The following is a 21,744-nucleotide window of genomic DNA, read 5'->3' on the forward strand; positions in this document are numbered from 1 at the left end:
GAGTGTCGGCTCCCGCATCCGTGCGATCAGCCGCTCTTGCGTCGGAACTCGCGCCGGGTCTGCGGAGCGTGCGTGCCGTGGACGGCGGAGTCGCCGTCCAGATGCGCCTGGCCCTCGCGGTGGTGCGCGTTCTTCTTCTCGAGCGCTTCCTTGAACTTGCGCTTCATGTCCTCGGTCGAGGACGCGCCTTCTTCGGTGCTCATGCCCGCCAGCCTAGGGCACGGCTCGTCCGCCCGGTTCGTCACCTGCGAACCCGCGTCGTGACGACGTCGATCACGGCACCCAACGCCAGGGCCACCGCGACCGAGACGATCACCGCCACGACGGGACCGCCGGGTACGAGGAGTGCGACGACCGCCCCCACCGACGCCTGGTAGGCGGCCCAGCCCAGCGCCGCGATCGACGCCAGGCACAGATACCGTCCGGGGTGCAGGCGCGACGCCCCGGCCACCAGGTTGACGGCGAGCCGCGCGAAGGGGATGAACCGTGCGGTGAACAGCACGCTCGCCGTCCCGGTGTCGAGTCGGCGTCGGGCCCAGGCGAGCGCCTGCTGCGCGCGGGGACCCCGCATCCATCGCCACCGCTGCGCTCCCGCCGTGCGTCCGATGAGATAGCACGCCGCATCGCCGAGGAACGCCGCCGCGCCCGCGCAGACGATCACGGACCACAGCGCCGGCGACGCGGACGTCGACGCGATCGCTCCGAGCGCGGTGACGGCGATCTCGCCGGGGACGACCACGAAGAAGGAGTCGCCGAGCACCAGAAGGCTCATGATCGCGAGAGCCCAGGGCCCGGTGAGCAGATCGGTCGGCACGGGTCCACCCTGCGCGGCGGAGGTGAACGGGAACCAACGCGCGGATAGCCGGTGACCAGCGATCCAGCATCCGGTGAACTTCTGGTGCCCACCGTCGGATCGGCGTCCGCCCGGGGTCGTGCGGCGGCATCCTGAGGGGGTGAGAGTCGCGATCGTGACAGAGTCCTTCCTTCCGCACATGAACGGTGTCACCGGATCCGTGCTGCAGATCCTGAAGCACCTCGAGCGCACGGGGCACGAGGCCCACGTCCTCGCGCCGGATGCCGTCGGCATCCCCACCGAGATCTCCGGAGCCCCCGTGCAGGCCATCCCGAGCCTCCCGCTCCCCGGCTACCGCAACGTGCGGGTGGGCACCTCGTCGGCGCACCGTGTCGCGGCCGCGCTGCGCCGCTTCCAGCCCGACGTCGTGCACCTCGCCTCGCCGTTCGCGCTCGGATGGCGGGGAGCGCTCGCCGCAGAGCGCCTCGACATCGCAGCGGTCGCCGCGTATCAGACCGACGTGGCCGCCTACACCGAGCGCTACGGCATCCCCGCGACGACGGGGATCGCGCAGACGCACATCGCCCGACTGCACCGGAGGGCGACGCTCACCCTCGCCCCGTCGGCGGAGTCCGCGCACCAGCTGGCCGCCCTCGGCGTCGACAGGGTGCGCCGGTGGGGCCGAGGCGTCGACGCCGAGCGCTTCCACCCGTCCCGGCGTTCGGAGGAGCTTCGCGCCTCCTGGGGAGCAGAGGTCGTGATCGGCTACGTCGGCCGACTCGCGCCCGAGAAGCAGGTCGAGGATCTGGCCGTGCTCGACGGCCTCCCCGGCACCAGGGTCGTCATCGTCGGCGACGGCCCGAGCCGCGCGAAGCTCGCAGCGCTGATGCCGCGGGCTCTCTTCCTCGGCCACCTGAGCGGCGACGCGCTCGCCGCAGCGATGGCCTCGTTCGACGTCTTCGTCCACCCGGGTGAGAGCGAGACCTTCGGACAGACGCTCCAGGAGGCGCACGCAAGCGGAGTACCCGTCGTCGCCACCGGACGCGGGGGCCCGCTCGACCTCGTGCGGATGGGCATCGACGGGTGGCTCTACCGCCCGGGAGACCTCGACGACCTCACCATGCGCGTGCGGGATCTCGTCGGTGATCAGCGCAAGCGCCGCGCGCTCGGTGAGGCCGGATGGCAGGCGGTGCAGGGGCGCAGCTGGGGGAGCGTCTGCGACCAGCTGCTGGGCCACTTCGACGACGCGATCGGTCTGCGGACGGTGGATTCGGCGCTGCGCGCTCGCCGGGTGACGCGGCCTGAGGCGCCCGCCGTGGTGCCCGGCAGGCGCTGGAGCCGCTACGTGGCGCTGGGAGATTCTCTGACCGAGGGGCTGTGCGATCCCGCCCCCGACGGGTCGCTCCGCGGCTGGGCCGACAGGCTCGCACTCCTGCTGGCGGCGCGGGGAGGACTCCATTACGCCAACCTCGCCATCCGGTCGAAGCGCGTGCGCGACGTGTGCGGTATCCAGCTCGAGCGCGCTCTCGCGCTGCGCCCCGACCTCGTGTCGATCCTCATCGGCGCGAACGACCTCGTCGGTCGTGCCGTCGACGTGCGACTGATCGCCGACCAGCTCGAGCAGGCGGTGGTGCGCCTGAGGGACAGCGGAGCAGACGTGCTCCTCGTCACCCCGTTCCTGCCGCGGCGGCGCGCGGCTCGGATCTACGCGAGGCGGTTCTCGGCCTTCGCCACCGCCGTGGAGGGGGTGGCCGCGCGCACCGGAGCGATCCTCATCGACACCGACATGCACCCGACGCTGCCCGATCGGCCCAACTGGGGCGAGGATCTCGTGCACCTCAGCAGTCGAGGGCACCGCTTCCTCGCGTATCGCGCGGGCGAGGTGCTGGGAGTCCCGCATGCCGATGCGCTCGGCGCGCTCGATGCGGTGCTCCACGAGAACGAGCCGATCGGTGCGGGGCTCTGGTGGCGCAGGCACGCGCTGCCCTGGGTCTGGCGTCGTCTGCACGGCAGGGCCGCGGGCGACGGGCGGGTCGCGAAGCACGACGACTACGTGTATCTGGGCCGTTCCTCCGCACAGCGCGACGTGCCGGTCGCCTGACCGCTGCCCTTCCTCCCCGACGCCGACACCCCGCTCGGAGCTTCCGCACACGGACGCTCTCGGCGAGGGAGGAAGCTCAGCGGCGGCCCATGCCGTGGTACGCCCAGCCGGCTGCGCGCCAGGCCGCGGCATCGAGACAGTTGCGTCCGTCGACGATCACGCGACCCGCGACGAGCGAGCCCGCGTGCTCCGGCGAGAGCTCGCGACGGTAGAGGTCCCATTCCGTGACGACGACGACCGCGTCGGCATCGCGGAGCGCGTCGTCGCGCTCGGCCGCGTAGCCGAGCTGCGGATGCGCCGCCGCGGCGTTGTCGAGTGCGGCGGGGTCGGTCACCACCACGTCGGCACCGAGTCCGCGCAGCCGCACGGCGACGTCGAGCGCGGGGGAGTCGCGGATGTCGTCGCTGAACGGCTTGAAGGCCGCGCCGAGCACGGCGATGCGGCGTCCGAAGACGAGCCCGCCCAGGGCGTCGACCACCATTCGCACGGCGCGATCCCTCCGCCGCATGTTGATGCCGTCGACCTCCCGGAGGAACCCGACGGCTTCGCCGCGGCCGAGCTCTTCCGCCCTGGCGGCGAAGGCGCGGATGTCCTTCGGCAGGCACCCGCCGCCGAAGCCGATGCCGGAGCCGAGGTATCGACGGCCTATGCGCGAGTCGTGGCCGAGGGCGTCGGCGAGCAGCGTGACATCGGCTCCGGCGGCCTCGGCGATCTCGGCCATCGCGTTGATGAACGAGATCTTCGTCGCGAGGAACGCGTTCGCGGCGCCCTTCACGAGCTCGGCGGTGGCGAGGTCGGTGACGAGGAGCGGTGCGCCCGCCTCGATTGCGGGTGCGTACGCCTCGCGCAGCAGCTCGGCCGCACGCGTGCCCGCTTCACCGGTCGGGATGCCGACGACCAGGCGATCCGGCGTGATCGTGTCGTGCACGGCCCATCCCTCCCGCAGGAACTCGGGGTTCCAGACCAGCGTCGCCCCGCGGGCGTCGATCGAACCCGACAGACGTGCAGCCGTTCCGACGGGCACGGTCGACTTGCCTGCCACGACGTCGCCGGGCCGGAGGTGGGGGACGAGCGATGACACGGCCGCGTCCACGAAACGCAGATCCGCGGCGTGGCCGTCTGCCACCTGCGGCGTGCCGACGGCGACGAAGTGCACGGCCGCGCCCTCGGCATCCGCGATGTCCGTGCTGAAGCGGAGGCGGCCCGATGCGGTTCCTTCCCTCAGCAGCTCGTCGAGCTGCGGCTCGAAGAACGGCGCCGATCCGCGGCGCAGGGCGTCCACCTTCGCCTCGTCGACGTCGATGCCGACGACGTCGTGTCCGATCGAGGCCATGGCTGCGGCGTGCACGGCACCGAGGTACCCGCAGCCGATCACTGACATGCGCATCCACACACCACATCCCACGCGCCCCACGGCCCGGCGTCCGGTGCGTGAACGGGCGGTGACCGGCGGGTGGCCGGTCGACGGCGGGCGCACGGTGAGTCGTGGTTCGCGGGCGATCACGGGGTGCGCTGATAGTCTGTCAGCGGTCGACGTCTGTCGCCGGCACAATTTCATATCGACTCATGGAGCGATCGGCGGAGAAGCTGGTCCCCTGTGGTGGGTTCCTCGGCGGGTGTCGTCGGGTGGCTTTCTACTGGTGGCCAGCGCAGGCGATGTTCGCGGGAGTGCCCGCGCGCCCGAACCCCGACGATTCCGCTCCTTCATGAACACGCTCGCGCATCACACGGAGGCGCGAGTCTAAACAAAGAAGGAGAGACCTCTTGGAAGGTCCTGAAATCACCGCCACCGAGGCCGTTCTCGACAACGGCCGCTTCGGCACCCGCACCGTCCGCTTCGAGACCGGCCGCCTCGCGCAGCAGGCTCAGGGCGCTGTCGCCGCCTACCTCGACGGCGAGACCATGCTTCTCTCGGCCACCAGCGCCGGCAAGCACCCGCGTGAAGGCTTCGACTTCTTCCCGCTGACCGTCGACGTCGAGGAGCGCTCCTACGCCGCAGGCAAGATCCCCGGCTCGTTCTTCCGCCGTGAGGGTCGTCCCTCCACCGAGGCGATCCTCGTCTGCCGTCTGATCGACCGTCCGCTGCGTCCGTCGTTCGTCGACGGCCTGCGCAACGAGGTCCAGATCGTCATCACCGTGCTCTCGATCGCACCGGGCGAGTTCTACGACGCCCTCGCGATCAACGCGGCCTCCGCGTCGACCCAGATCTCCGGCCTGCCGTTCTCCGGACCGGTCGCCGGTGTGCGCCTCGCGTTCATCCCCGGTCACGGCGAGCACGCCGACCAGTGGGTCGCGTTCCCGACCGCCGCGCAGGTCGACGAGGCCGTGTTCGACCTCGTCGTCGCGGGTCGCGTCGTCACGAAGGCCGACGGCACGGAAGACGTCGCGATCATGATGGTCGAGGCCGAGGCCACCGAGAACAGCTGGAACCTCATCAAGGCCGGCGCCACCAAGCCGAGCGAGGACGTCGTCGCCGAGGGCCTCGAGGCCGCGAAGCCGTTCATCGCGCAGCTCGTCAAGGCTCAGGCCGAGCTCGCCGCCACGGCGTCGAAGGAGCCGGGCGTCTACCCGGTCTTCCCGGCATACAGCCAGGAGGTCTACGACTTCGTCGCCGGCCGTTCGTACGACGAGCTGGTCGGTGTGTACCAGATCGCCGACAAGACCGAGCGCCAGACCGCCGACGACGCGATCAAGGATCGCGTCAAGGCCGAGCTCATCGAGGCCACCGAGGCCGGCGACCTGCCTGCCGCAGCGCCGCTCGAGTTCTCCGCCGCGTACAAGTCCGTGACGAAGAAGATCGTCCGCGGGCGCATCCTCACCGAGGGCTCGCGCATCGACGGTCGCGGCCTCGCCGACATCCGTCCGCTCGACGCCGAGGTGCAGGTCATTCCGCGCGTCCACGGTTCGGCGATCTTCCAGCGCGGCGAGACCCAGATCCTGGGCATCACCACGCTGAACATGCTCAAGATGGAGCAGCAGATCGACTCGCTGTCGCCCACGACGAGCAAGCGCTACATGCACCACTACAACTTCCCGCCCTACTCGACGGGTGAGACCGGCCGCGTCGGTTCGCCGAAGCGTCGCGAGATCGGGCACGGCTTCCTGGCCGAGCGCGCGCTCGTGCCGGTGCTGCCGAGCCGCGAGGAGTTCCCGTACGCGATCCGTCAGGTGTCCGAGGCGCTGAGCTCGAACGGCTCGACGTCGATGGGCTCTGTCTGCGCGTCGACCCTGTCGCTGCTGAACGCGGGTGTGCCGCTGCGCGCCCCCGTCGCCGGTATCGCGATGGGTCTCGTGTCCGACGAGGTCGACGGTGAGACCCGCTACGCGGCGCTCACCGACATCCTGGGTGCGGAGGACGCGCTCGGCGACATGGACTTCAAGGTCGCCGGTACCAGCGAGTTCGTCACGGCCATCCAGCTCGACACGAAGCTCGACGGCATCCCGTCGTCGGTGCTCGCCGGTGCGCTGACCCAGGCCCGCGACGCACGTCTCACGATCCTCAACGTCCTGAACGCCGCGATCGACGCGCCCGACGAGATGGCGCCGACCGCGCCTCGCGTCATCAGCGTGCAGATCCCGGTCGACAAGATCGGCGAGCTGATCGGCCCGAAGGGCAAGACGATCAACGCGATCCAGGACGAGACGGGCGCGCAGATCTCCATCGAGGAGGACGGCACCGTCTACATCGGCGCGACCGACGGCCCCTCGGCCGAGGCAGCCCGTGCCCAGGTCAACGCGATCGCCAACCCGACCAACCCGGAGGTCGGCGAGCAGTTCCTCGGAACCGTCGTGAAGATCGCCACGTTCGGCGCCTTCATCTCGCTGCTTCCCGGCAAGGACGGCCTGCTGCACGTCACCGAGGTGCGCAAGCTCGCCGGTGGCAAGCGCGTCGAGAACGTCGAGGACGTCCTCTCCGTCGGCCAGAAGATCCTCGTGAAGATCACGAAGATCGACGACCGCGGCAAGCTGTCGCTCGAGCCCGTGCTCGACGACGCTCCTGCCGAGGGTGCGGCTCCCGCCGAGGAGGCCGCGGCCGAGTAAGCAACGCCGTTGCGACATCGAACCCGGGTCCGTCTCCTCGACGGGCCCGGGTTCCGTCATTCAGAGGCGTGACCAAACCGTTATGGGAAGTTTCCCCGGCGTTCCCCGTAATGGCCGGTGGGTTCGCGGTCATCGCATACCCTCGAAGTACGCACCGGGGGGTGCAGACCAGGCAGTGACGGAGATCGGAAGGTTCGATCGACGCGGGGGTGAGGAAGATGCGGTTGTTCAGCGTAGGCGCAGGCGCCTCCGCAGAGCGTGCCCCGCACGACGCGGAACACCCCTCCGCTCCCATTCCGATCGTCGGCCCCGGCATCGGCGAGTCGATCAGGGTGCCGCTCGGCGAGACCGGTTTCGACACCTTCCCGCTCATGCTGGGCGCGGCGGAGTTCGGCTGGAACGTCGACCTCGAGACCAGCCACGGCATCCTGGACCGCTACGTGGAGTTCGGCGGCAACGCCATCCACACCGCCGACGGGTTCTCCGGGGGACGCAGCGAGCACATCATCGGACAGTGGCTGCGTTCGCGCGGCCGCCGCGACCGCACTCTGCTCAGCGTGCGGATCGGTGCGCATGCCGACAACCCGGGGCTCGGGTCGGTCAACCTCGTCCGTGCCGTCGAGGGGTCGCTCACACGACTGGGCGTCGAGCGCATCGACGTGCTCTACCTCGATGCGACGCTCGACCGCACGACCAACCTCGAAGACACGCTCGCCACGGTGGAGTGGTTGACCGAGGCGGGCAAGATCGGTGCGCTCGGTGCCTTCGGACTCGCACCGGAGCGTCTCGTCGAGGCGCGCATCCTCGCCTCAGCGGGCTACCCCCGCATCCAGGTCATCGACTCGCCGTACAACCTCGTGCGTCGCCAGCCGTTCGAGGGCGACCTGCGGCTCGTGGCCGGCGCCCAGAACCTGGCCGTCACGCCCTCGCACGCGCTCGAGCACGGTTTCCTCTCCGGCCGCCACCGCAGCAAGGCGCTGACCTCGCGGGGCGTGCGCGGTGAGCAGCTGCGCGGGCACTTGAACCGCCGCGGCACCAAGATCCTCAAGGCACTCGACCAGGTCGCCGCTGAGCTCGACGTCCCGGTCGCCGCCGTGTCGATCGCGTGGCTCCTCGCACAGCGCACGGTCGCCGCTCCCATCGTCAACACGTTCGCGACCGAGCACGTCGACGAGCTCATGCAGGGTGCCGGTGTGAGCCTGTCGCGCGTGCAGGTCGCCGACCTCACTCGCGCGGGCAACTGAGCGTCCTCCCGCCTCTCTCACAGACCTGACATAGGCTGGGAGAGATCCCGACGGATGCTGTCGATGAAGCGAGCGAGTTTGTGACGCACTACATATACCTGGTCAGGCACGGCGAACATCAGGATGCCGAGCACGGTCTCGCCGACGGTCCGCTCTCTCCCCGGGGAGCGCGTCAGGCCGAGCTCATCGCCGACCGGCTCTCGGGGCTCCCTCTCGATGCCGTGTGGCACTCTCCGCTGCTTCGGGCCAACGAGACGGCGCGGGCGATCGCTGCCCGTCTTCCGTCGGTCGACCCTGAGCCGACCGCCCTGCTTTTCGACTGCGTGCCGACCGGGATGACCGAGGAGACTCCGGCCGTCTTCGAGCCCTTCTTCGGTTCGATCACGGATGCCGAGATCGAGGCCGGCCGCGCACAGATGGCGGATGCCGTCAACGAGTTCCTCGTGCGCAAACCCGGTGACGTGCACGAGGTGCTCATCACGCACAACTTCGTCATCTCCTGGTTCGTCAGGGAGGTGCTCGGGGCTCCCGAGTGGCGGTGGATGACCCTGAATCAGGCGCACTGCGGCCTGACCGTGATCGCGCAGAAGCAGGGACGCCCCTGGACGCTGCTCACCCACAACGACACGGGGCACCTTCCGGTCGAGCTCCGCACCGGCATCCCCGACACGATGCCGGTCTGATACCGCGTCGCACGGCCAGCCGCCGGGCAGCCGTCCGCCCGCGAAATAGACTCGACTCATGACCACGCAGGTAGCTCTCGTCGGCGGCACCGGAAAGCTCGGCTCGATCATCCACACGGTGATCGACGGGCTGGAGGGATTCGAGGTGAGTCGCGTGCTCACGTCGTCGAGCGACCTCGCCGAGATCGACGGCGCGGACCTCGTCGTCGACGCGACGACCCCGCAGGTGAGCATCGACGTCGTGCGGGCGGCGGTCGAGCGCGGCATCAACGTGCTGGTCGCGACGTCGGGGTGGTCGGCCGAGCGGATCGCGCTGGTGCGTCCGCTCGTGGACGACGCCGGGAACGGCGTCGTGTTCATCCCGAACTTCTCGCTCGGATCGGTGCTCGGCTCGGCTCTCGCCGCGGCAGCGGCTCCGTTCTTCCCCTCGGCCGAGATCGTCGAGGCGCATCACGAGCGCAAGGTCGATTCGCCCAGCGGTACCGCCGTGCGCACGGCCGAGCTCATCGCGGCGGCGCGGGCCGACAGAGGACCCGTCAGCGCCCCGCACGCCGACCAGCGAGCGCGGGGCCAGCAGGTCGCGACGGTCCCCGTCCATTCGCTGCGTCGCCCCGGCGTCATCGCCAAGCAGGAGGTCATCCTGTCAGGGCCGGGGGAGTCGCTCTCGTTCGTGCACGACACCGTCGAGCCCGCTCTGGCCTATGCGCCGGGCATTCGCCTCGCTGTGCCGTACGCGGCGCAGGCCTCAGGCGTGGTGATCGGACTCGAGAGCATGATCGACATCGGCATCCGCTCGTGATGTCGCGCATCGGGGTCGGCCTCATGGCCGCATCGCTGCTGGTCTACCTCGCCGTGTCCGTGTGGCTCGCGGTCATGTTCTTCGCCGTCGGCACGGGCGTGTCGATCGGCATGGGGATCGCGCTCCTCGTGCTCGCACCGCTCGGCGCCTGGGCTCTCGTCCGCGAGATGCAGTTCGGCTTCGCGGCGGACCGCCTCGGGCGCACACTGAACGCCGAGGGAGGGATGCCGGAGGCGGAGACGGAGCTGACCCCGAGCGGCCGACTCCGCGCCGAGGATGCCGCTCCGCTCATCGCCCGCTACGAGGCGGAGGCGGACGCCGCGCCCGACGACTGGCGAGCGCGCTACCGACTCGGCGTCGTGCAGGATGCCTCCGGGCGCCGCAAGGATGCGCGGGCGAGCATCCGAGCGGCGATCAGGCTCGCCCGTCGCTGAGGCGCCGTGATCAGGCCAGTGTCGCCTCGAGGGTGATGTCGATGCCGGCCAGAGCCTGCGACACGGGGCATCCGGTCTTCGCGCCCTCCGCGATCTCCTGGAACGCCTCGGGCGTCAGACCCGGCACCACCGCGTTGACGTTGAGGTGGCTGCCGGTGATGCCGACTCCGGGCTTGAAGGTGACAGAAGCGCTGGTGTTGACGCGCTCCGGCGGAGTGCCGTTCTCCGACAGGGCGTGCGAGAGGGCCATGCTGAAGCACGAGGCGTGCGCCGCGGCGATGAGCTCCTCGGGCGTGGTGGTCGTGTCGCTGCCCTCGCTGCGAGCCTTCCAGTCGATCGGGAAGGTGCCGAGGTTCGACGACGAGAAGGCGACGGTGCCCGAGCCCTCCGCGAGGGATCCGGTCCAGGTGGTGGTGGCTTCGCTGGTGACGGGCATGATTCCTCCGGTTCTCGCGGTGCTCGGTCTGCGCGTCGCGTGTCCGGTCAGCCTATCGAGCGGGTCATCGCAACGGAACCGTCGCACCTTGAGGATCGCCGGGATCAGATCGTCGACGTCGGCCGCCCGAGGACGCCGGCGCGCTGGAGCAGCAGGTAGAGCTGGCAGCCGAGGCAGAGCGAGAACACGGCGTTGAGGAACGCGGCGATGAAGGCCGCCGCCGTCGCGATGGGCAGGGCCCACGGCAGCCCGAGCAGGTGGAGCACGAGACCCACCGAGACGACGAACAGGCCGACGCCCTGGGCGAACCGTGGAGGCCGAGGGTCCTCGAGCTCCGACGGCGGGGTCAGTCGCGGCCTCACGAATCGGCGGAAGATCACACCCCACGGTGCGGTCGCGGGCGAGACGACGCTCCACAGGAACAGTGCGGCGATGACGACAGCCAGCAGGAAGGCGGGGTCGAGGGCGCGCTGCCCCAGCGTCGACGCAGCGGCGTCGGGCGAGGTGCCGACGAGGCCGAGGAAGGTGGCCACGAGCAGCAGCGCGGTGGTGATCGTGGCGGCGAAGCGCGGTCCGCGAGGGTCGATGCCGGCGGGAGTGCTCATCTCTGCTCCTGTCTGCCGCGTCAGAGGGCGGCGAGTGCCTCGGTCAGGTCCGCGGGGCGCGGCACGCCGTGGAATCGGGCGCGCACGGCGCCCGACCGGTCGACGACGAAGGTCGTGGGGGTCTGCAGCACCCGGTAGCGGGACGACAGGTCGGGGCGATGCGTGAGGTCGACCTCGACGTGGGCGACGGAGTCGTCCTGATCGGCGTAGGAGGTCAGCAGACGCCGCACCTGCGGGCAGCGCGTGCAGAACTCGGTGCTGAACTGCACGAGCGTGGCGCGCTCCGCGAGCGGCGCGCCTCCGTCTGAGGGATCGAAACGGAGCCCGGAGGCTGCGCTGCGGCGGCCGTCTCGCGCACGGACCACCAGCCCTGCGACGATCGCGAGGACGACGAGTGCTCCCGCGATGGCGAGCGCGAGTCCGGGTGACATGCGTCGAGCGTAAACCTGCTGCGGGCGGGGTGGACGTGATGTTTCCGACCGTGACGGACCGCTCCGATGTCGCCGGCGGCGGGTAGTCTGGCTGACATGAGCGCAGCCGTCCCGACGCCGTATGAAGACCTGCTCCGCGACGTGCTGGAGCACGGCACGCACAAGTCCGATCGCACGGGGACGGGCACCACGAGCGTGTTCGGTCGACAGATCCGCTTCGACCTCTCGCAGGGCTTCCCGCTGATCACCACGAAGCGCGTGCATTTCAAGTCCATCGCGTACGAGCTGCTGTGGTTCCTCCGCGGCGATTCCAACGTGCGCTGGCTGCAGGATCACGGCGTGACCATCTGGGACGAGTGGGCGGATGCCGAGGGCGACCTCGGGCCCGTGTACGGCGTGCAGTGGCGCTCCTGGCCGACTCCCGACGGCGAGAGCATCGATCAGCTGTCCCAGGTGATCGAGCAGATCCGTCAGACGCCGGACTCCCGCCGTCTGATCGTGTCGGCCTGGAATCCGGCCGACATCCCCGACATGGCGCTGGCCCCGTGCCATGCGCTGTTCCAGTTCTACGTGGCGGACGGACGCCTGTCCTGCCAGCTGTACCAGCGCAGCGCGGATCTGTTCCTCGGGGTGCCGTTCAACATCGCCTCGTACGCGCTGCTGACGATGATGATCGCGCAGCAGGTCGGTCTCGAGCCGGGGGACTTCGTCTGGACCGGCGGCGACTGCCACATCTACGACAACCACCGGGAGCAGGTGCGCGAGCAGCTGACCCGCGAGCCCTTCCCGTACCCGACTCTGCGGTTCGCGCGCACTCCCGACTCGGTGTTCGACTACGAGTACGACGACTTCGTCGTCGAGGACTACCAGCACCACGCTCCGATCCGCGCGGCGGTGGCGGTATGACCTGGGTCGGGCTGGTCTGGGCGCAGGCGGCGGGCGGTGTCATCGGAGCCGAGGGCGGGATGCCGTGGAACGTGCCCGAAGATCTCGCGCACTTCAAGGAGGTGACGATGGGTGCCCCCGTGATCATGGGGCGCAAGACGTGGGATTCGCTCCCGGAGCGCTTCCGACCGCTGCTCGGCCGCGAGAACGTGGTCATCACCCGCCAGCAGGATTGGTCGGCAGAGGGTGCGCATCGTGCGGCGACGGTGACGGACGCCGTCCGCGGTCACGACCGCGTCTGGATCATCGGCGGCGCCGAGATCTTCCGCCAGGTGATCGGCGACGCCGACCGTCTCGAGGTGACAGAGCTCGATCTCGAGGTCGACGGAGATGCTTTCGCCCCGTCGACCGCGGGGTGGCGCGTCGTCGACGAGGGGGAGTGGCAGACCTCCCGCACCGGCATCCGCTACCGCTTCCTGGGTTACGAGCGCTGATGCCCACCGCGCTGATCACCGGTGCGAGTGCCGGCCTGGGCGAGGAGTTCGCCCGTCAGCTCGCGCGTCGCCGCGCCGACCTCGTGCTCGTGGCGCGCTCGGCCGGAGCGCTCGAAGACCTCGCAGCCGATCTGCGCAGCGAGCACGGCGTCGCGGTCGAGGTGCTGGTCGCCGATCTGGCCGACGAGGCAGGTGTCGGCAGCGTCGCGGCGCGACTGCGCGATGTCGACGACCCGGTCGACCTGCTGGTGAACAACGCCGGATTCGGCTTGCCTCTGCAGTTCGCCGACAACGACATCGACGACGAGGTGCGGCACCTGCGCGTGCACGTCGAGGCGTCGATGCGCCTCATGCACGCTGCGCTGCAGACGATGCGCGGCCGCGGCGGACGCATCGTCAATGTGGCTTCGGTCGCCGGCTTCATCTCCCGCTCGACGTACTCCGCGTGCAAGGGCTGGCTGATCGGTTTCAGCCGCTGGGCGAACACCGAGTACGCCGCCGACGGCGTGAGTGTGACCGCGGTGTGCCCCGGGTTCACGCACACCTCCTTCCACGAGCGTATGGGGCTGCCACCGGGGCAGGAGGGCGTGCCGGCGTTCATGTGGCTCGATGCACGAACCGTCGTGCGCGAGGGTCTGCGTGACGCGGCACTGGGCAGGCCGGTGTCGATCCCGTCCTTCCGCTACAAGGCCCTCGTGCTGTTGACGCGCGTGCTGCCGACGTCTCTGACGGCACGTATCGCCCGCCGAGGCCGCGTCTGACGCGGATCGTCAGAGGAACCGACCGAGTCGGATCCCGGCCATGGCGATCGCGGCGACGGTCTCGCCGTCCGTGATGCGCCCGCCGGCGATCATGGCCAGCACCTCCGCGAACGGGACCCAGGCGACCACGTCGATGCCCTCTTCGTCCTGTGCGTGTCCGTCCGCATGAGTGATCGGGCGGAGCTCGCGGGCGAGGAAGACGTGCTCGGGTGCCGCGGCGATGCCGTTGAGGGCGTTCATCGTGCCGACCGGAGTCCAGTCGGCCGCCTCGAACCCGGTCTCCTCCGCCAATTCGCGCTGTGCGGCGACGAGCGGGTCCTCGCCGTCGCTGCCGCCGGCCGGCACTTCGATCGAGATGCCGGTGGTGTAGCGCTCGAGCGTGACGAGGCACACGCGGTCCTGCTCGTCGACCGCGACGACGAACACCGCCGGATTGCGCATCGTCACCACTCCGTAGATCCCGTCGCCGCCGGGGCCGGTCACCCGATCCTCTCGTACCGAGATCCAGGGGTTCTCGTAGACCGTCGAGGACTCGTGCGTGACCCATCTCATGCGTCAGAGCCTAGGCGTCTCCGTAGGATCGGAGTCGTGGGACGGCTGTTCGGCAGGAGCGCGAGACGCAGGACGCGAACGAGAAGCTGCGGCGCCGCAACGAGGCGGAGGCTGCGCGTCGCGCAGCGATGACGGCCGACGGAGCCGCCGTGCGCCCCGCCGGCGACCTCTCGACGGCGGTGAGCGCGACGGAGTTCGTGGCGGAGGATGTGTCCACCATCACGGGGCGGCGGGGCGACGTCATCCGTCCCGTAGCGTCCGCACAGACCCCGGCCGACCGATACGCTTGGGAGCATGACGCACTCGGGCAACCCTTTCGGACAGGTTCTCGTCGCGCTGGTCACCCCCATGACCGCCGACGGCGAAGTCGACTGGCCCGCCGTCGAGAAGCACATCGATGACGTGATCACCGCTGGCGCGGACGGCATCGTCGTGACGGGAACGACCGGCGAGACCTCGACCCTGACGGACCCCGAGAAGCTCAAGCTCGTCGAGGTCGGCAAGTCCGTCTCGGCCGGTCGCGCGAAGATCATCACGGGTGGCGGCTCGAACGAGACCGCCCACGCGATCGAGCTCTACAAGGCGAGCGAGAAGGCCGGCGCCGACGGCATCATGATCGTCACGCCGTACTACAACAAGCCGACGCAGGCCGGCATCCTCACGCACTTCCGGCTCGTCGCGGACGCGACCGATCTCCCGGTGATCCTGTACGACATCCCCGGCCGCACGGGTGTGCCCATCAAGTACGAGACGATCCTTCGTCTCGCGAAGCACCCGAACATCCTCGCGGTGAAGGACGCCAAGGGCGACTTCTCGGAGGTGAGCCGCGTGCTCAACCAGACCGACCTCATGTACTTCTCCGGAGACGACGCGAACGTCCTTCCGCACCTCGCGATCGGCGCGACGGGAATGATCGGCGTCACGGCCAACATCGCCGCGACGCCCTACCGGACCATCGTCGACGCCGTGAACCGCGGAGACCTCGCCGCCGCCACCGCCGAGCACAAGCGCCTCGAGCCGCTCGTCCGCGCGGTCATGACCCACGTGCCTGGCACGGTCGCGGCGAAGTACATCCTGCACGGGCTCGGCCGCATCTCGAGCCCGCGCGTGCGTCTGCCCCTCGTCGGACCGGAGGAGTGGGAAGCCGCCCTGATCGAGGACGAGCTCGACCTCGTCAAGGACGTCCCCGGTGCCGACTTCTCGAACTTCCGCCCCGACCGCAACGCCGCTGCGGGCGGCGCCCTGCCGAAGGTGCACGGCACGACACGCTGACACCGGTCGCGGTGCGCCGCGACACCATGAACGAACGGACGCGGGTAGCGTCCGACTGAGGAGAGCGCATGTCCATCCCGATCGCAGATCCCACCGACCTCGAACGGGGGACGCTGCGCGTCACCCCGCTCGGCGGACTCGGCGAGGTCGGACGCAACATGACCATCTTCGAGTTCGACGGCAAGATCCTGATCGTCGACTGCGGAGTGCTGTTCCCCGAGGAGCACCAGCCGGGCGTCGACCTGATCCTGCCCGATTTCGAGCCGATCAAGGACCGGCTCGACGACATCGTCGGCGTGGTGCTCACGCACGGTCACGAAGACCACATCGGCGCCGTGCCGTACCTGCTGCGCCTCAAGAGCGACATTCCGCTGATCGGCTCGGGTCTGACCCTCGCGCTGGTCGAGGCGAAGCTCAAGGAGCACCGCATCAAGGCCTTCACGCTCACGGTCAAGGAGGGTCAGCGTGAGCAGGTCGGCCCGTTCGACCTCGAGTTCGTGGCCGTGAACCACTCGATCCCGGATGCCCTCGCCGTCGCGATCCGCACGCCGGCCGGCATGGTCCTCGCGACCGGCGACTTCAAGATGGACCAGTTGCCGCTCGACGGTCGGATCACGGATCTCCGCGCCTTCTCCCGCCTGGGGGAGGAGGGTGTCGACCTGTTCCTCGTCGATTCCACCAACGCGGACGTCCCCGGTTTCACCCCCACCGAGCGGTCTATCGGTCCGGTGCTCGACCAGGTGATCGCGAAGGCCCCTCGCCGCGTGATCGTCGCGAGCTTCTCCAGCCACGTGCACCGCGTGCAGCAGGTCATCGACGCGGCTCACGCCCACGGGCGCCGTGTCGCCTTCCTCGGCCGAAGCATGGTGCGGAACATGACGATCGCCGAGCAGCTCGGGTACCTCAAGGTGCCGGACGGCGTGCTCATCGACTTCAAGAAGGCTCGCGACCTGCCCGACGACCGCATCGTCTACATGTCGACGGGGTCGCAGGGCGAGCCGATGGCCGTGCTCAGCCGCATGGCGAATCTCGACCACGCGATCGAGATCAGCGAGGGCGACACGGTCATCCTCGCCTCGAGCCTCATCCCCGGCAACGAGAACGCCGTGTACCGCGTGATCGACGGACTCACGAAGCTCGGCGCGAACGTCGTGCACAAGGCGAACGCCCGCGTGCACGTGTCCGGCCATGCCGCTGCCGGCGAGCTGTTGTACTGCTACAACATCCTCAAGCCGAAGAACGTCCTCCCCGTGCACGGCGAGTACCGCCACCTCATGGCGAATGCGAAGCTCGCACAGGACACCGGGATCCCCGCCGAGCGCACGATCATCGCCTCGAACGGCACGGTGATCGATCTGAAGGACGGCGATGCACGGGTCGCCGGTCAGCTCGACCTCGGCTTCGTGTACGTCGACGGCTCGACGGTCGGCGAGATCACGGATGCAGACCTCAAGGACCGTCGGATCCTCGGTGAGGAGGGCTTCGTCTCGGTCATCGTCGTCGTGGATGCCGCGACGGGGCGCATCATCTCGGGGCCGGAGATCCACGCCCGCGGCATCGCCGAGGACGATTCGGTCTTCGACGACGTCTCGCCGAAGATCGTCGCCGCCCTCAAGGAGGCGTCGGGCAACGGCGTCCGCGACACGCATGCGCTGTCGCAGGTGGTGCGTCGCACGATCGGCCGGTGGGTCAACCAGAAGCTGCGCCGTCGTCCGATGATCGTGCCGCTCGTCATCGAGGCCTGAGTCCGTCGGTCGCCTGCACTCACGGCCACACGACACCCAGATGTAACACCGGGCGCCTATGCTCGCGACATGGACAGGGGCCTCGCCCTCCGCAGGGCGGCACAGACGGATGCGGGCTTCCTCGGTGACATGCTCGTCGAGGCGGCGAACTGGCGAGCAGGGGGCGCCCGACCGCGCCACGAGGTGCTGACGTTCTCCGAGCATCGACGCTACCTTGCCGGGTGGAAGCGAGCCGCTGATGACGGTCTGATCGCGCTCGACGACGACGTACCCGTCGGAGCCGCGTGGTACCGGCTGCTGCCTCACGACGACCCGGGGTTTGGTTTCATCGGTGTCGCGGTGCCGGAACTCATCGTGGGAGTGAATCCCCTGTGGCGTGCGCGCGGCGTCGGGCGCTCGCTGCTGCGGGGCATCGTTCGACTCGCCGGCGCGCAGGGACACGCACGGATCAGCCTGAGCGTCGAGCGCGACAACGTCGCCCGCAACCTCTATCGCGCCGAGGGGTTCACCGTGGTCGCGCAGAACGGGTCGCGGCAGACCATGGCGCGCGGCACGAGCTGACGTCGCCGTCGAATCCCCGGAATGCCGCGTCATTGCGGGGCTATGTCGGGTGCTGGTCGTAACGTGAGAGCATGGCCAGGAGCACCACGAAGTCAGCGCGCGCGTCCGAGAGCGCCCCGCCTCGCCCCAAGAGGCAGGCGGCTCCGAAGGCCCAGGCTGCGCCGAAGAAGTACATCGACGATGTCGACAAGCCCCCGGTGATCGTCCGCGCGTGGGGCGGTCTCGCCCACGGCGTGGGTGGCCTCTTCCGTGCCTTCGGTCCCGAGACGCTCGAGAAGGACGACCGTCGCGACGGCTTTCCGTTCCTCCTGGTGCTGCTGGCGATCGCCGGCGCGGTGAACGAGTGGTTCTTCATCGGCAGCGAGGTCGCCGCGAATATCAGCGCGTACTCCGTCGGCCTCTTCGTGGGGCGGGTCGCGTTCATCATGCCGGTCCTGCTCCTGCTGCTGGCCGGTTGGCTCTTCCGTCATCCCTCGTCCGTCCACGACAACGGACGCATCGGAATCGGCTTCGGGATGTTCGTGCTCGCGCTGTCGGGCATCTTCCACGTGGCGGGTCCGCGACCGCATCCGAACCAGGGCATGCCGGCCCTCAGCGAGTCCGGCGGCCTGCTCGGATGGCTGATCGGGCAGCCCCTGACGTATCTGACGGACATCCCGGCGTATCTCGTGCTGTCGCTGCTGGTGGTGCTCAGTATCCTGATCCTCACGAAGACGCCGCCGAACCGCATCGGCCAGCGCCTCGGCGACCTCTACGCGTGGATGTTCGACGCCGAGCGCACCGAGAAGCCGGCAAAGGATGCCGCGGCGATCGATGACGCGGACAAGGTCGACGACCCCGACGTGCTGCCCTGGTGGCGGCGCAACAAGACCGGTCGCGAGGAGGATCCCGACGAGGGGACGCTCGGCTCCGACGACATCACGGCGCTCCTCGGGACCCAGGAGGCTACGCCCGCCTACGACCAGGCCGTCACGGTCGCCAACCCGTACGACGCGGCGACGGAGGTCCTGTCCGACGTGCGCTCGGTGACCGACGCGCTCGCGGAGCAGCAGACCACGGCGCTCCTCGACGACGAGTCGGACACGGGCGAGATGCCCGAGCTCCCGGGGCTCGACGGCTTCGGCACCGACGGCCCCGGCGACGGCGGCCCTCAGGCTCCGGTCGCGCCGTACATCCTCCCGTCGCCCGGCGTGCTGGCGGAGGGCCCGCCCTCGGTGGCCCGCTCGGAGGCGAACGACCGCATCGTCGAGCAGATCACCAGCGTGCTGTCGCAGTTCAACGTGGATGCGAAGGTCACGGGGTTTTCCCGCGGTCCGACGGTCACCCAGTACGAGGTCGAGGTGGGGCACGGCGTCAAGGTCGAGAAGATCCTGCAGCTGAGCAACAACTTCGCGTATGCCGTGGCATCCAACGACGTGCGCATCCTTTCGCCGATCCCCGGCAAGAGCGCCATCGGCATCGAGATCCCCAACACCGACCGCGAGACGGTCGCGCTGGGAGACGTGCTCCGCTCGCAGGCGGCGCACAAGAGCACGCACCCGCTGACCATCGGCGTGGGCAAAGACGTCGGCGGCAACTTCGTGGTCGCGAACCTCGCGAAGATGCCGCACCTCCTCGTCGCCGGTTCGACGGGTTCCGGTAAGTCCAGCTTCGTGAACTCGATGATCACGAGCCTGCTCATGCGCGCACGTCCCTCGGACGTGCGGATGGTCCTGATCGACCCGAAGCGCGTCGAGCTCACCAGCTACGCAGGAGTGCCGCACCTCATCACGCCGATCATCACGAACCCGAAGAAGGCCGCCGAGGCTCTGCAGTGGGTCGTGAAGGAGATGGACATGCGGTACGACGACCTCGCGTCGTTCGGGTTCCGCCACATCGACGACTTCAACAGGGCCGTCCGGGCCGGCGAGGTCGAGGTGCCCGTCGGCAGCGAGCGCGTGCTCAAGCCGTACCCGTATCTGCTGGTGGTCGTCGACGAGCTCGCCGACCTCATGATGGTTGCTCCACGCGACGTCGAGGACTCGATCGTCCGCATCACGCAGCTCGCCCGTGCGTCCGGCATCCACCTGGTCCTCGCCACGCAGCGCCCAAGCGTCGACGTCGTGACGGGTCTGATCAAGGCCAACGTCCCATCGCGTCTCGCCTTCGCCGTCACCAGCGTCACCGACAGCCGTGTGATCCTCGACAGCCCCGGTGCCGACAAGCTCATCGGTCAGGGTGACGCCCTGTTCTCGCCCATGGGGTCGTCCAAGCCCTTCCGTCTGCAGGGTGCGTGGGTCGACGAGAAGGAGATCGACGCGGTCGTCAAGCACGTCACGCGTCAGGCTCGTCCCGAGTACCGGCCGGACGTGCAGGAGGCCATGGAGCCGAGCAAGAAGAAGGAGGTCGACGAGGACATCGGAGACGACCTCGAACTCCTCCTCGCCGCGGCCGAGCTCATCGTGTCGTCGCAGTTCGGCTCCACGTCGATGCTGCAGCGCAAGCTGCGCGTCGGCTTCGCCAAGGCGGGCCGCCTGATGGATCTGCTCGAGTCGCGGGAGATCGTCGGCCCGTCCGAGGGATCGAAGGCCCGCGACGTCCTCGCGACCCCGGAGCAGCTCCCGCAGGTCATGGCGAAGCTCCGCGGTGAGGACGTGCCGGCCCCTGCCGGTGCCACCCCCGCAGCGCCGGCCGCTGCGGGAGCCGCTGCCCCGCGCGACCCGGTCGAGGCGCAGTTCGAAGGCCTGCCCGAGGTCGAGGCCGATGGCGATGAAGACGCCTGGGGACTGACGGGGCGCGACTGATGGCGATACCCCGGCAGCTGCCCAACGCGATCACGGTCGCACGCATCCCCCTCGCGGTCGTCTTCTTCGTCCTGCTCCTGCTCGGCGGCACCTACGGCCTGACCGATCTGGCCGTTCGCTGGATCGCCGCGGTCCTCTTCATCGTGGCCATCTCCACCGACTGGGTCGACGGCTACCTCGCCCGGCGCTACGACATCGTCAGCGATTTCGGCAAGCTCTGGGATCCCATCGCCGACAAGCTCCTCACCGGGGCCGGTTTCATCGGCCTCGCCATCCTCGCCGAACTCAACTGGTGGGTCGTCGTCGTGATCCTCGTGCGCGAGTGGGGGATCACCATCCACCGCTTGATCGTCGCGAAGGAGCACGTGGTCGCCGCGGCGTGGATGGGCAAGCTCAAGACCGCCGTGCAGGGTGTCGCTCTCGGATGGGCGCTGCTGCCCTTGCACGTGGTGATCGGCCTGTGGCCGTGGGTGCTCGTGACGGCTGTGCTCATGATCATCGTCCTGATCCTCACGGTGGCGAGCGGGATCGACTACATCGTCGCCCAGGTCAGAGGATCCAGGCGGTTGGCGTGACGATCGCCTCCGACGTCGTCGAGGCCCTCTCGGCCCGCGGATGGACGCTGGGCGTGGCCGAGTCGTTGACGGGCGGCGCCGTCGCCGCGGAGCTCGTCAGCGTCCCCGGCGCCTCGGCAGCGCTCTGGGGTGCCGTCGTGGCTTACGCGACTCCGGTCAAGCACTCGTTGCTCGGGGTCGACGAGGCGCTCCTGTCGGAGCAGGGGCCCGTTCACCCGCGCGTGGCGCTGCAGATGGCTGACGGAGTGCGCCGCGCCGTCGGTGTCGGACGACCGGCCGACGTCGGGATCGCGACGACCGGCATCGCCGGCCCGGACTCGCCCGACGGTCAGCCCGTGGGCACCGTGCATGTCGCGGTCGTGACTCCGGAGAGCTCCGCGAGCGAATCGTTCCGATTCGACGGCGACCGCGTGAGGATCCGCGCCGCTTCGGTGGACGCCGTGCTCTCGCTGCTCCGTCGGATGACACGGGAATAGCGAACGGGACGTGCCGGTTGTCGTAAATGTGCTCACACCGAAAGCACAGCGTGCAAGGGTAGATTTTGTGACA

22 protein-coding genes are annotated in these 21,744 nt (G+C 69.5%); 15 read left to right on the plus strand and 7 right to left on the minus strand.

Annotation, left to right across the window (positions count from 1 at the left end; genetic code table 11):
• Nucleotides 1-26: 26 nt before the first annotated feature.
• A complete protein-coding gene (locus tag RAC69_RS00180; protein ID WP_341934764.1) occupies nucleotides 27-203 on the minus strand; it encodes a DUF5302 domain-containing protein in 177 nt (58 codons plus the stop codon).
• A 38-nt stretch (nucleotides 204-241) separates the two neighbouring features.
• Nucleotides 242-814: a DedA family protein gene (locus tag RAC69_RS00185; RefSeq protein WP_375084352.1), complete on the minus strand. Its 573-nt coding sequence runs from the start codon at nucleotides 812-814 to the stop codon at nucleotides 242-244.
• A gap of 154 nt (nucleotides 815-968) precedes the next feature.
• Between RAC69_RS00185 and RAC69_RS00190 the strand changes: the two genes are divergently transcribed.
• The gene (locus tag RAC69_RS00190; protein WP_375084353.1) at nucleotides 969-2,894 is read left to right on the plus strand and encodes a GDSL-type esterase/lipase family protein; all 1,926 of its coding nucleotides are present in this window, start codon (nucleotides 969-971) and stop codon (nucleotides 2,892-2,894) included.
• 76 nt (nucleotides 2,895-2,970) lie between these two features.
• Here RAC69_RS00190 and RAC69_RS00195 read toward each other — a convergent pair whose 3' ends face one another.
• Complete coding sequence (locus RAC69_RS00195) at nucleotides 2,971-4,281, minus strand: UDP-glucose dehydrogenase family protein (protein ID WP_375084354.1); 1,311 nt, start codon at nucleotides 4,279-4,281, stop codon at nucleotides 2,971-2,973.
• A 377-nt stretch (nucleotides 4,282-4,658) separates the two neighbouring features.
• Between RAC69_RS00195 and RAC69_RS00200 the strand changes: the two genes are divergently transcribed.
• The 5 genes from RAC69_RS00200 to RAC69_RS00220 all read left to right on the plus strand — a co-directional run bounded on the left by RAC69_RS00200 (nucleotide 4,659) and on the right by RAC69_RS00220 (nucleotide 10,095).
• Nucleotides 4,659-6,935 (plus strand): polyribonucleotide nucleotidyltransferase, encoded by a 2,277-nt coding sequence (locus RAC69_RS00200; protein WP_375084355.1) that lies wholly within the window; start codon nucleotides 4,659-4,661, stop codon nucleotides 6,933-6,935.
• 218 nt (nucleotides 6,936-7,153) lie between these two features.
• On the plus strand, nucleotides 7,154-8,179 hold the full coding sequence (locus RAC69_RS00205) for an aldo/keto reductase (protein WP_341934759.1): 1,026 nt from the start codon (nucleotides 7,154-7,156) through the stop codon (nucleotides 8,177-8,179).
• Nucleotides 8,180-8,259: 80 nt separating this feature from the next.
• On the plus strand, nucleotides 8,260-8,862 hold the full coding sequence (locus RAC69_RS00210; protein ID WP_096715837.1) for a histidine phosphatase family protein: 603 nt from the start codon (nucleotides 8,260-8,262) through the stop codon (nucleotides 8,860-8,862).
• Nucleotides 8,863-8,920: 58 nt separating this feature from the next.
• Entirely contained in the window at nucleotides 8,921-9,661 is a 741-nt protein-coding gene (gene dapB, locus RAC69_RS00215; RefSeq protein ID WP_341934758.1) for a 4-hydroxy-tetrahydrodipicolinate reductase, read from the plus strand.
• Nucleotides 9,661-10,095, plus strand: a complete 435-nt coding sequence (locus RAC69_RS00220) for a hypothetical protein (RefSeq protein ID WP_375085278.1) — start codon at nucleotides 9,661-9,663, stop codon at nucleotides 10,093-10,095. Before dapB ends, RAC69_RS00220 begins: the two co-directional genes overlap by 1 nt.
• 10 nt (nucleotides 10,096-10,105) lie before the next feature.
• On the opposite strand, the gene RAC69_RS00225 is transcribed toward RAC69_RS00220, so the two are convergent.
• From RAC69_RS00225 to RAC69_RS00235, 3 genes are all read right to left on the minus strand, one after another.
• Nucleotides 10,106-10,531 carry an OsmC family peroxiredoxin gene (locus tag RAC69_RS00225; protein ID WP_341934756.1) on the minus strand — a complete coding sequence of 142 codons (426 nt, stop codon included), beginning with the start codon at nucleotides 10,529-10,531 and terminating at the stop codon, nucleotides 10,106-10,108.
• A gap of 104 nt (nucleotides 10,532-10,635) precedes the next feature.
• Nucleotides 10,636-11,136: a DUF4395 domain-containing protein gene (locus tag RAC69_RS00230; RefSeq protein ID WP_375084356.1), complete on the minus strand. Its 501-nt coding sequence runs from the start codon at nucleotides 11,134-11,136 to the stop codon at nucleotides 10,636-10,638.
• A gap of 20 nt (nucleotides 11,137-11,156) precedes the next feature.
• Complete coding sequence (locus RAC69_RS00235) at nucleotides 11,157-11,567, minus strand: thioredoxin family protein (RefSeq protein ID WP_375084357.1); 411 nt, start codon at nucleotides 11,565-11,567, stop codon at nucleotides 11,157-11,159.
• A gap of 96 nt (nucleotides 11,568-11,663) precedes the next feature.
• Here RAC69_RS00235 and RAC69_RS00240 point away from each other — a divergent pair, with 96 nt between their 5' ends.
• The 3 genes from RAC69_RS00240 to RAC69_RS00250 are packed head-to-tail and all read left to right on the plus strand — an operon-like array spanning nucleotide 11,664 to nucleotide 13,707.
• Nucleotides 11,664-12,473: a thymidylate synthase gene (locus tag RAC69_RS00240; protein ID WP_341934753.1), complete on the plus strand. Its 810-nt coding sequence runs from the start codon at nucleotides 11,664-11,666 to the stop codon at nucleotides 12,471-12,473.
• Nucleotides 12,470-12,946: a dihydrofolate reductase gene (locus tag RAC69_RS00245; RefSeq protein ID WP_375084358.1), complete on the plus strand. Its 477-nt coding sequence runs from the start codon at nucleotides 12,470-12,472 to the stop codon at nucleotides 12,944-12,946. Before RAC69_RS00240 ends, RAC69_RS00245 begins: the two co-directional genes overlap by 4 nt.
• Nucleotides 12,946-13,707 carry an SDR family NAD(P)-dependent oxidoreductase gene (locus RAC69_RS00250; protein WP_375084359.1) on the plus strand — a complete coding sequence of 254 codons (762 nt, stop codon included), beginning with the start codon at nucleotides 12,946-12,948 and terminating at the stop codon, nucleotides 13,705-13,707. Before RAC69_RS00245 ends, RAC69_RS00250 begins: the two co-directional genes overlap by 1 nt.
• Nucleotides 13,708-13,716: 9 nt before the next feature.
• Here the strand turns inward: RAC69_RS00250 and RAC69_RS00255 are convergent, their stop codons facing one another.
• Nucleotides 13,717-14,259 (minus strand): NUDIX domain-containing protein, encoded by a 543-nt coding sequence (locus tag RAC69_RS00255; RefSeq protein WP_375084360.1) that lies wholly within the window; start codon nucleotides 14,257-14,259, stop codon nucleotides 13,717-13,719.
• A 294-nt stretch (nucleotides 14,260-14,553) separates the two neighbouring features.
• On the opposite strand from RAC69_RS00255, the gene dapA reads away from it, so the two are divergent.
• The 6 genes from dapA (at nucleotide 14,554) to RAC69_RS00285 (ending at nucleotide 21,671) form a co-directional block, all read left to right on the plus strand.
• Nucleotides 14,554-15,531: a 4-hydroxy-tetrahydrodipicolinate synthase gene (gene dapA, locus RAC69_RS00260; protein WP_251585518.1), complete on the plus strand. Its 978-nt coding sequence runs from the start codon at nucleotides 14,554-14,556 to the stop codon at nucleotides 15,529-15,531.
• A gap of 68 nt (nucleotides 15,532-15,599) precedes the next feature.
• On the plus strand, nucleotides 15,600-17,276 hold the full coding sequence (locus tag RAC69_RS00265; RefSeq protein WP_341934747.1) for a ribonuclease J: 1,677 nt from the start codon (nucleotides 15,600-15,602) through the stop codon (nucleotides 17,274-17,276).
• Nucleotides 17,277-17,345: 69 nt separating this feature from the next.
• Entirely contained in the window at nucleotides 17,346-17,837 is a 492-nt protein-coding gene (locus tag RAC69_RS00270; RefSeq protein ID WP_375084361.1) for a GNAT family N-acetyltransferase, read from the plus strand.
• A gap of 71 nt (nucleotides 17,838-17,908) precedes the next feature.
• Nucleotides 17,909-20,620, plus strand: coding sequence for a DNA translocase FtsK (locus RAC69_RS00275; protein WP_375084362.1), 2,712 nt, complete (start codon nucleotides 17,909-17,911; stop codon nucleotides 20,618-20,620).
• Nucleotides 20,620-21,195 (plus strand): CDP-diacylglycerol--glycerol-3-phosphate 3-phosphatidyltransferase, encoded by a 576-nt coding sequence (pgsA, locus tag RAC69_RS00280; protein WP_375084363.1) that lies wholly within the window; start codon nucleotides 20,620-20,622, stop codon nucleotides 21,193-21,195. Before RAC69_RS00275 ends, pgsA begins: the two co-directional genes overlap by 1 nt.
• Nucleotides 21,192-21,671 (plus strand): CinA family protein, encoded by a 480-nt coding sequence (locus RAC69_RS00285; RefSeq protein ID WP_375084364.1) that lies wholly within the window; start codon nucleotides 21,192-21,194, stop codon nucleotides 21,669-21,671. Before pgsA ends, RAC69_RS00285 begins: the two co-directional genes overlap by 4 nt.
• Nucleotides 21,672-21,744 lie beyond the last annotated feature (73 nt).

This window comes from Microbacterium sp. LS_15, assembly GCF_041954735.1.
Lineage (GTDB): Bacteria > Actinomycetota > Actinomycetes > Actinomycetales > Microbacteriaceae > Microbacterium.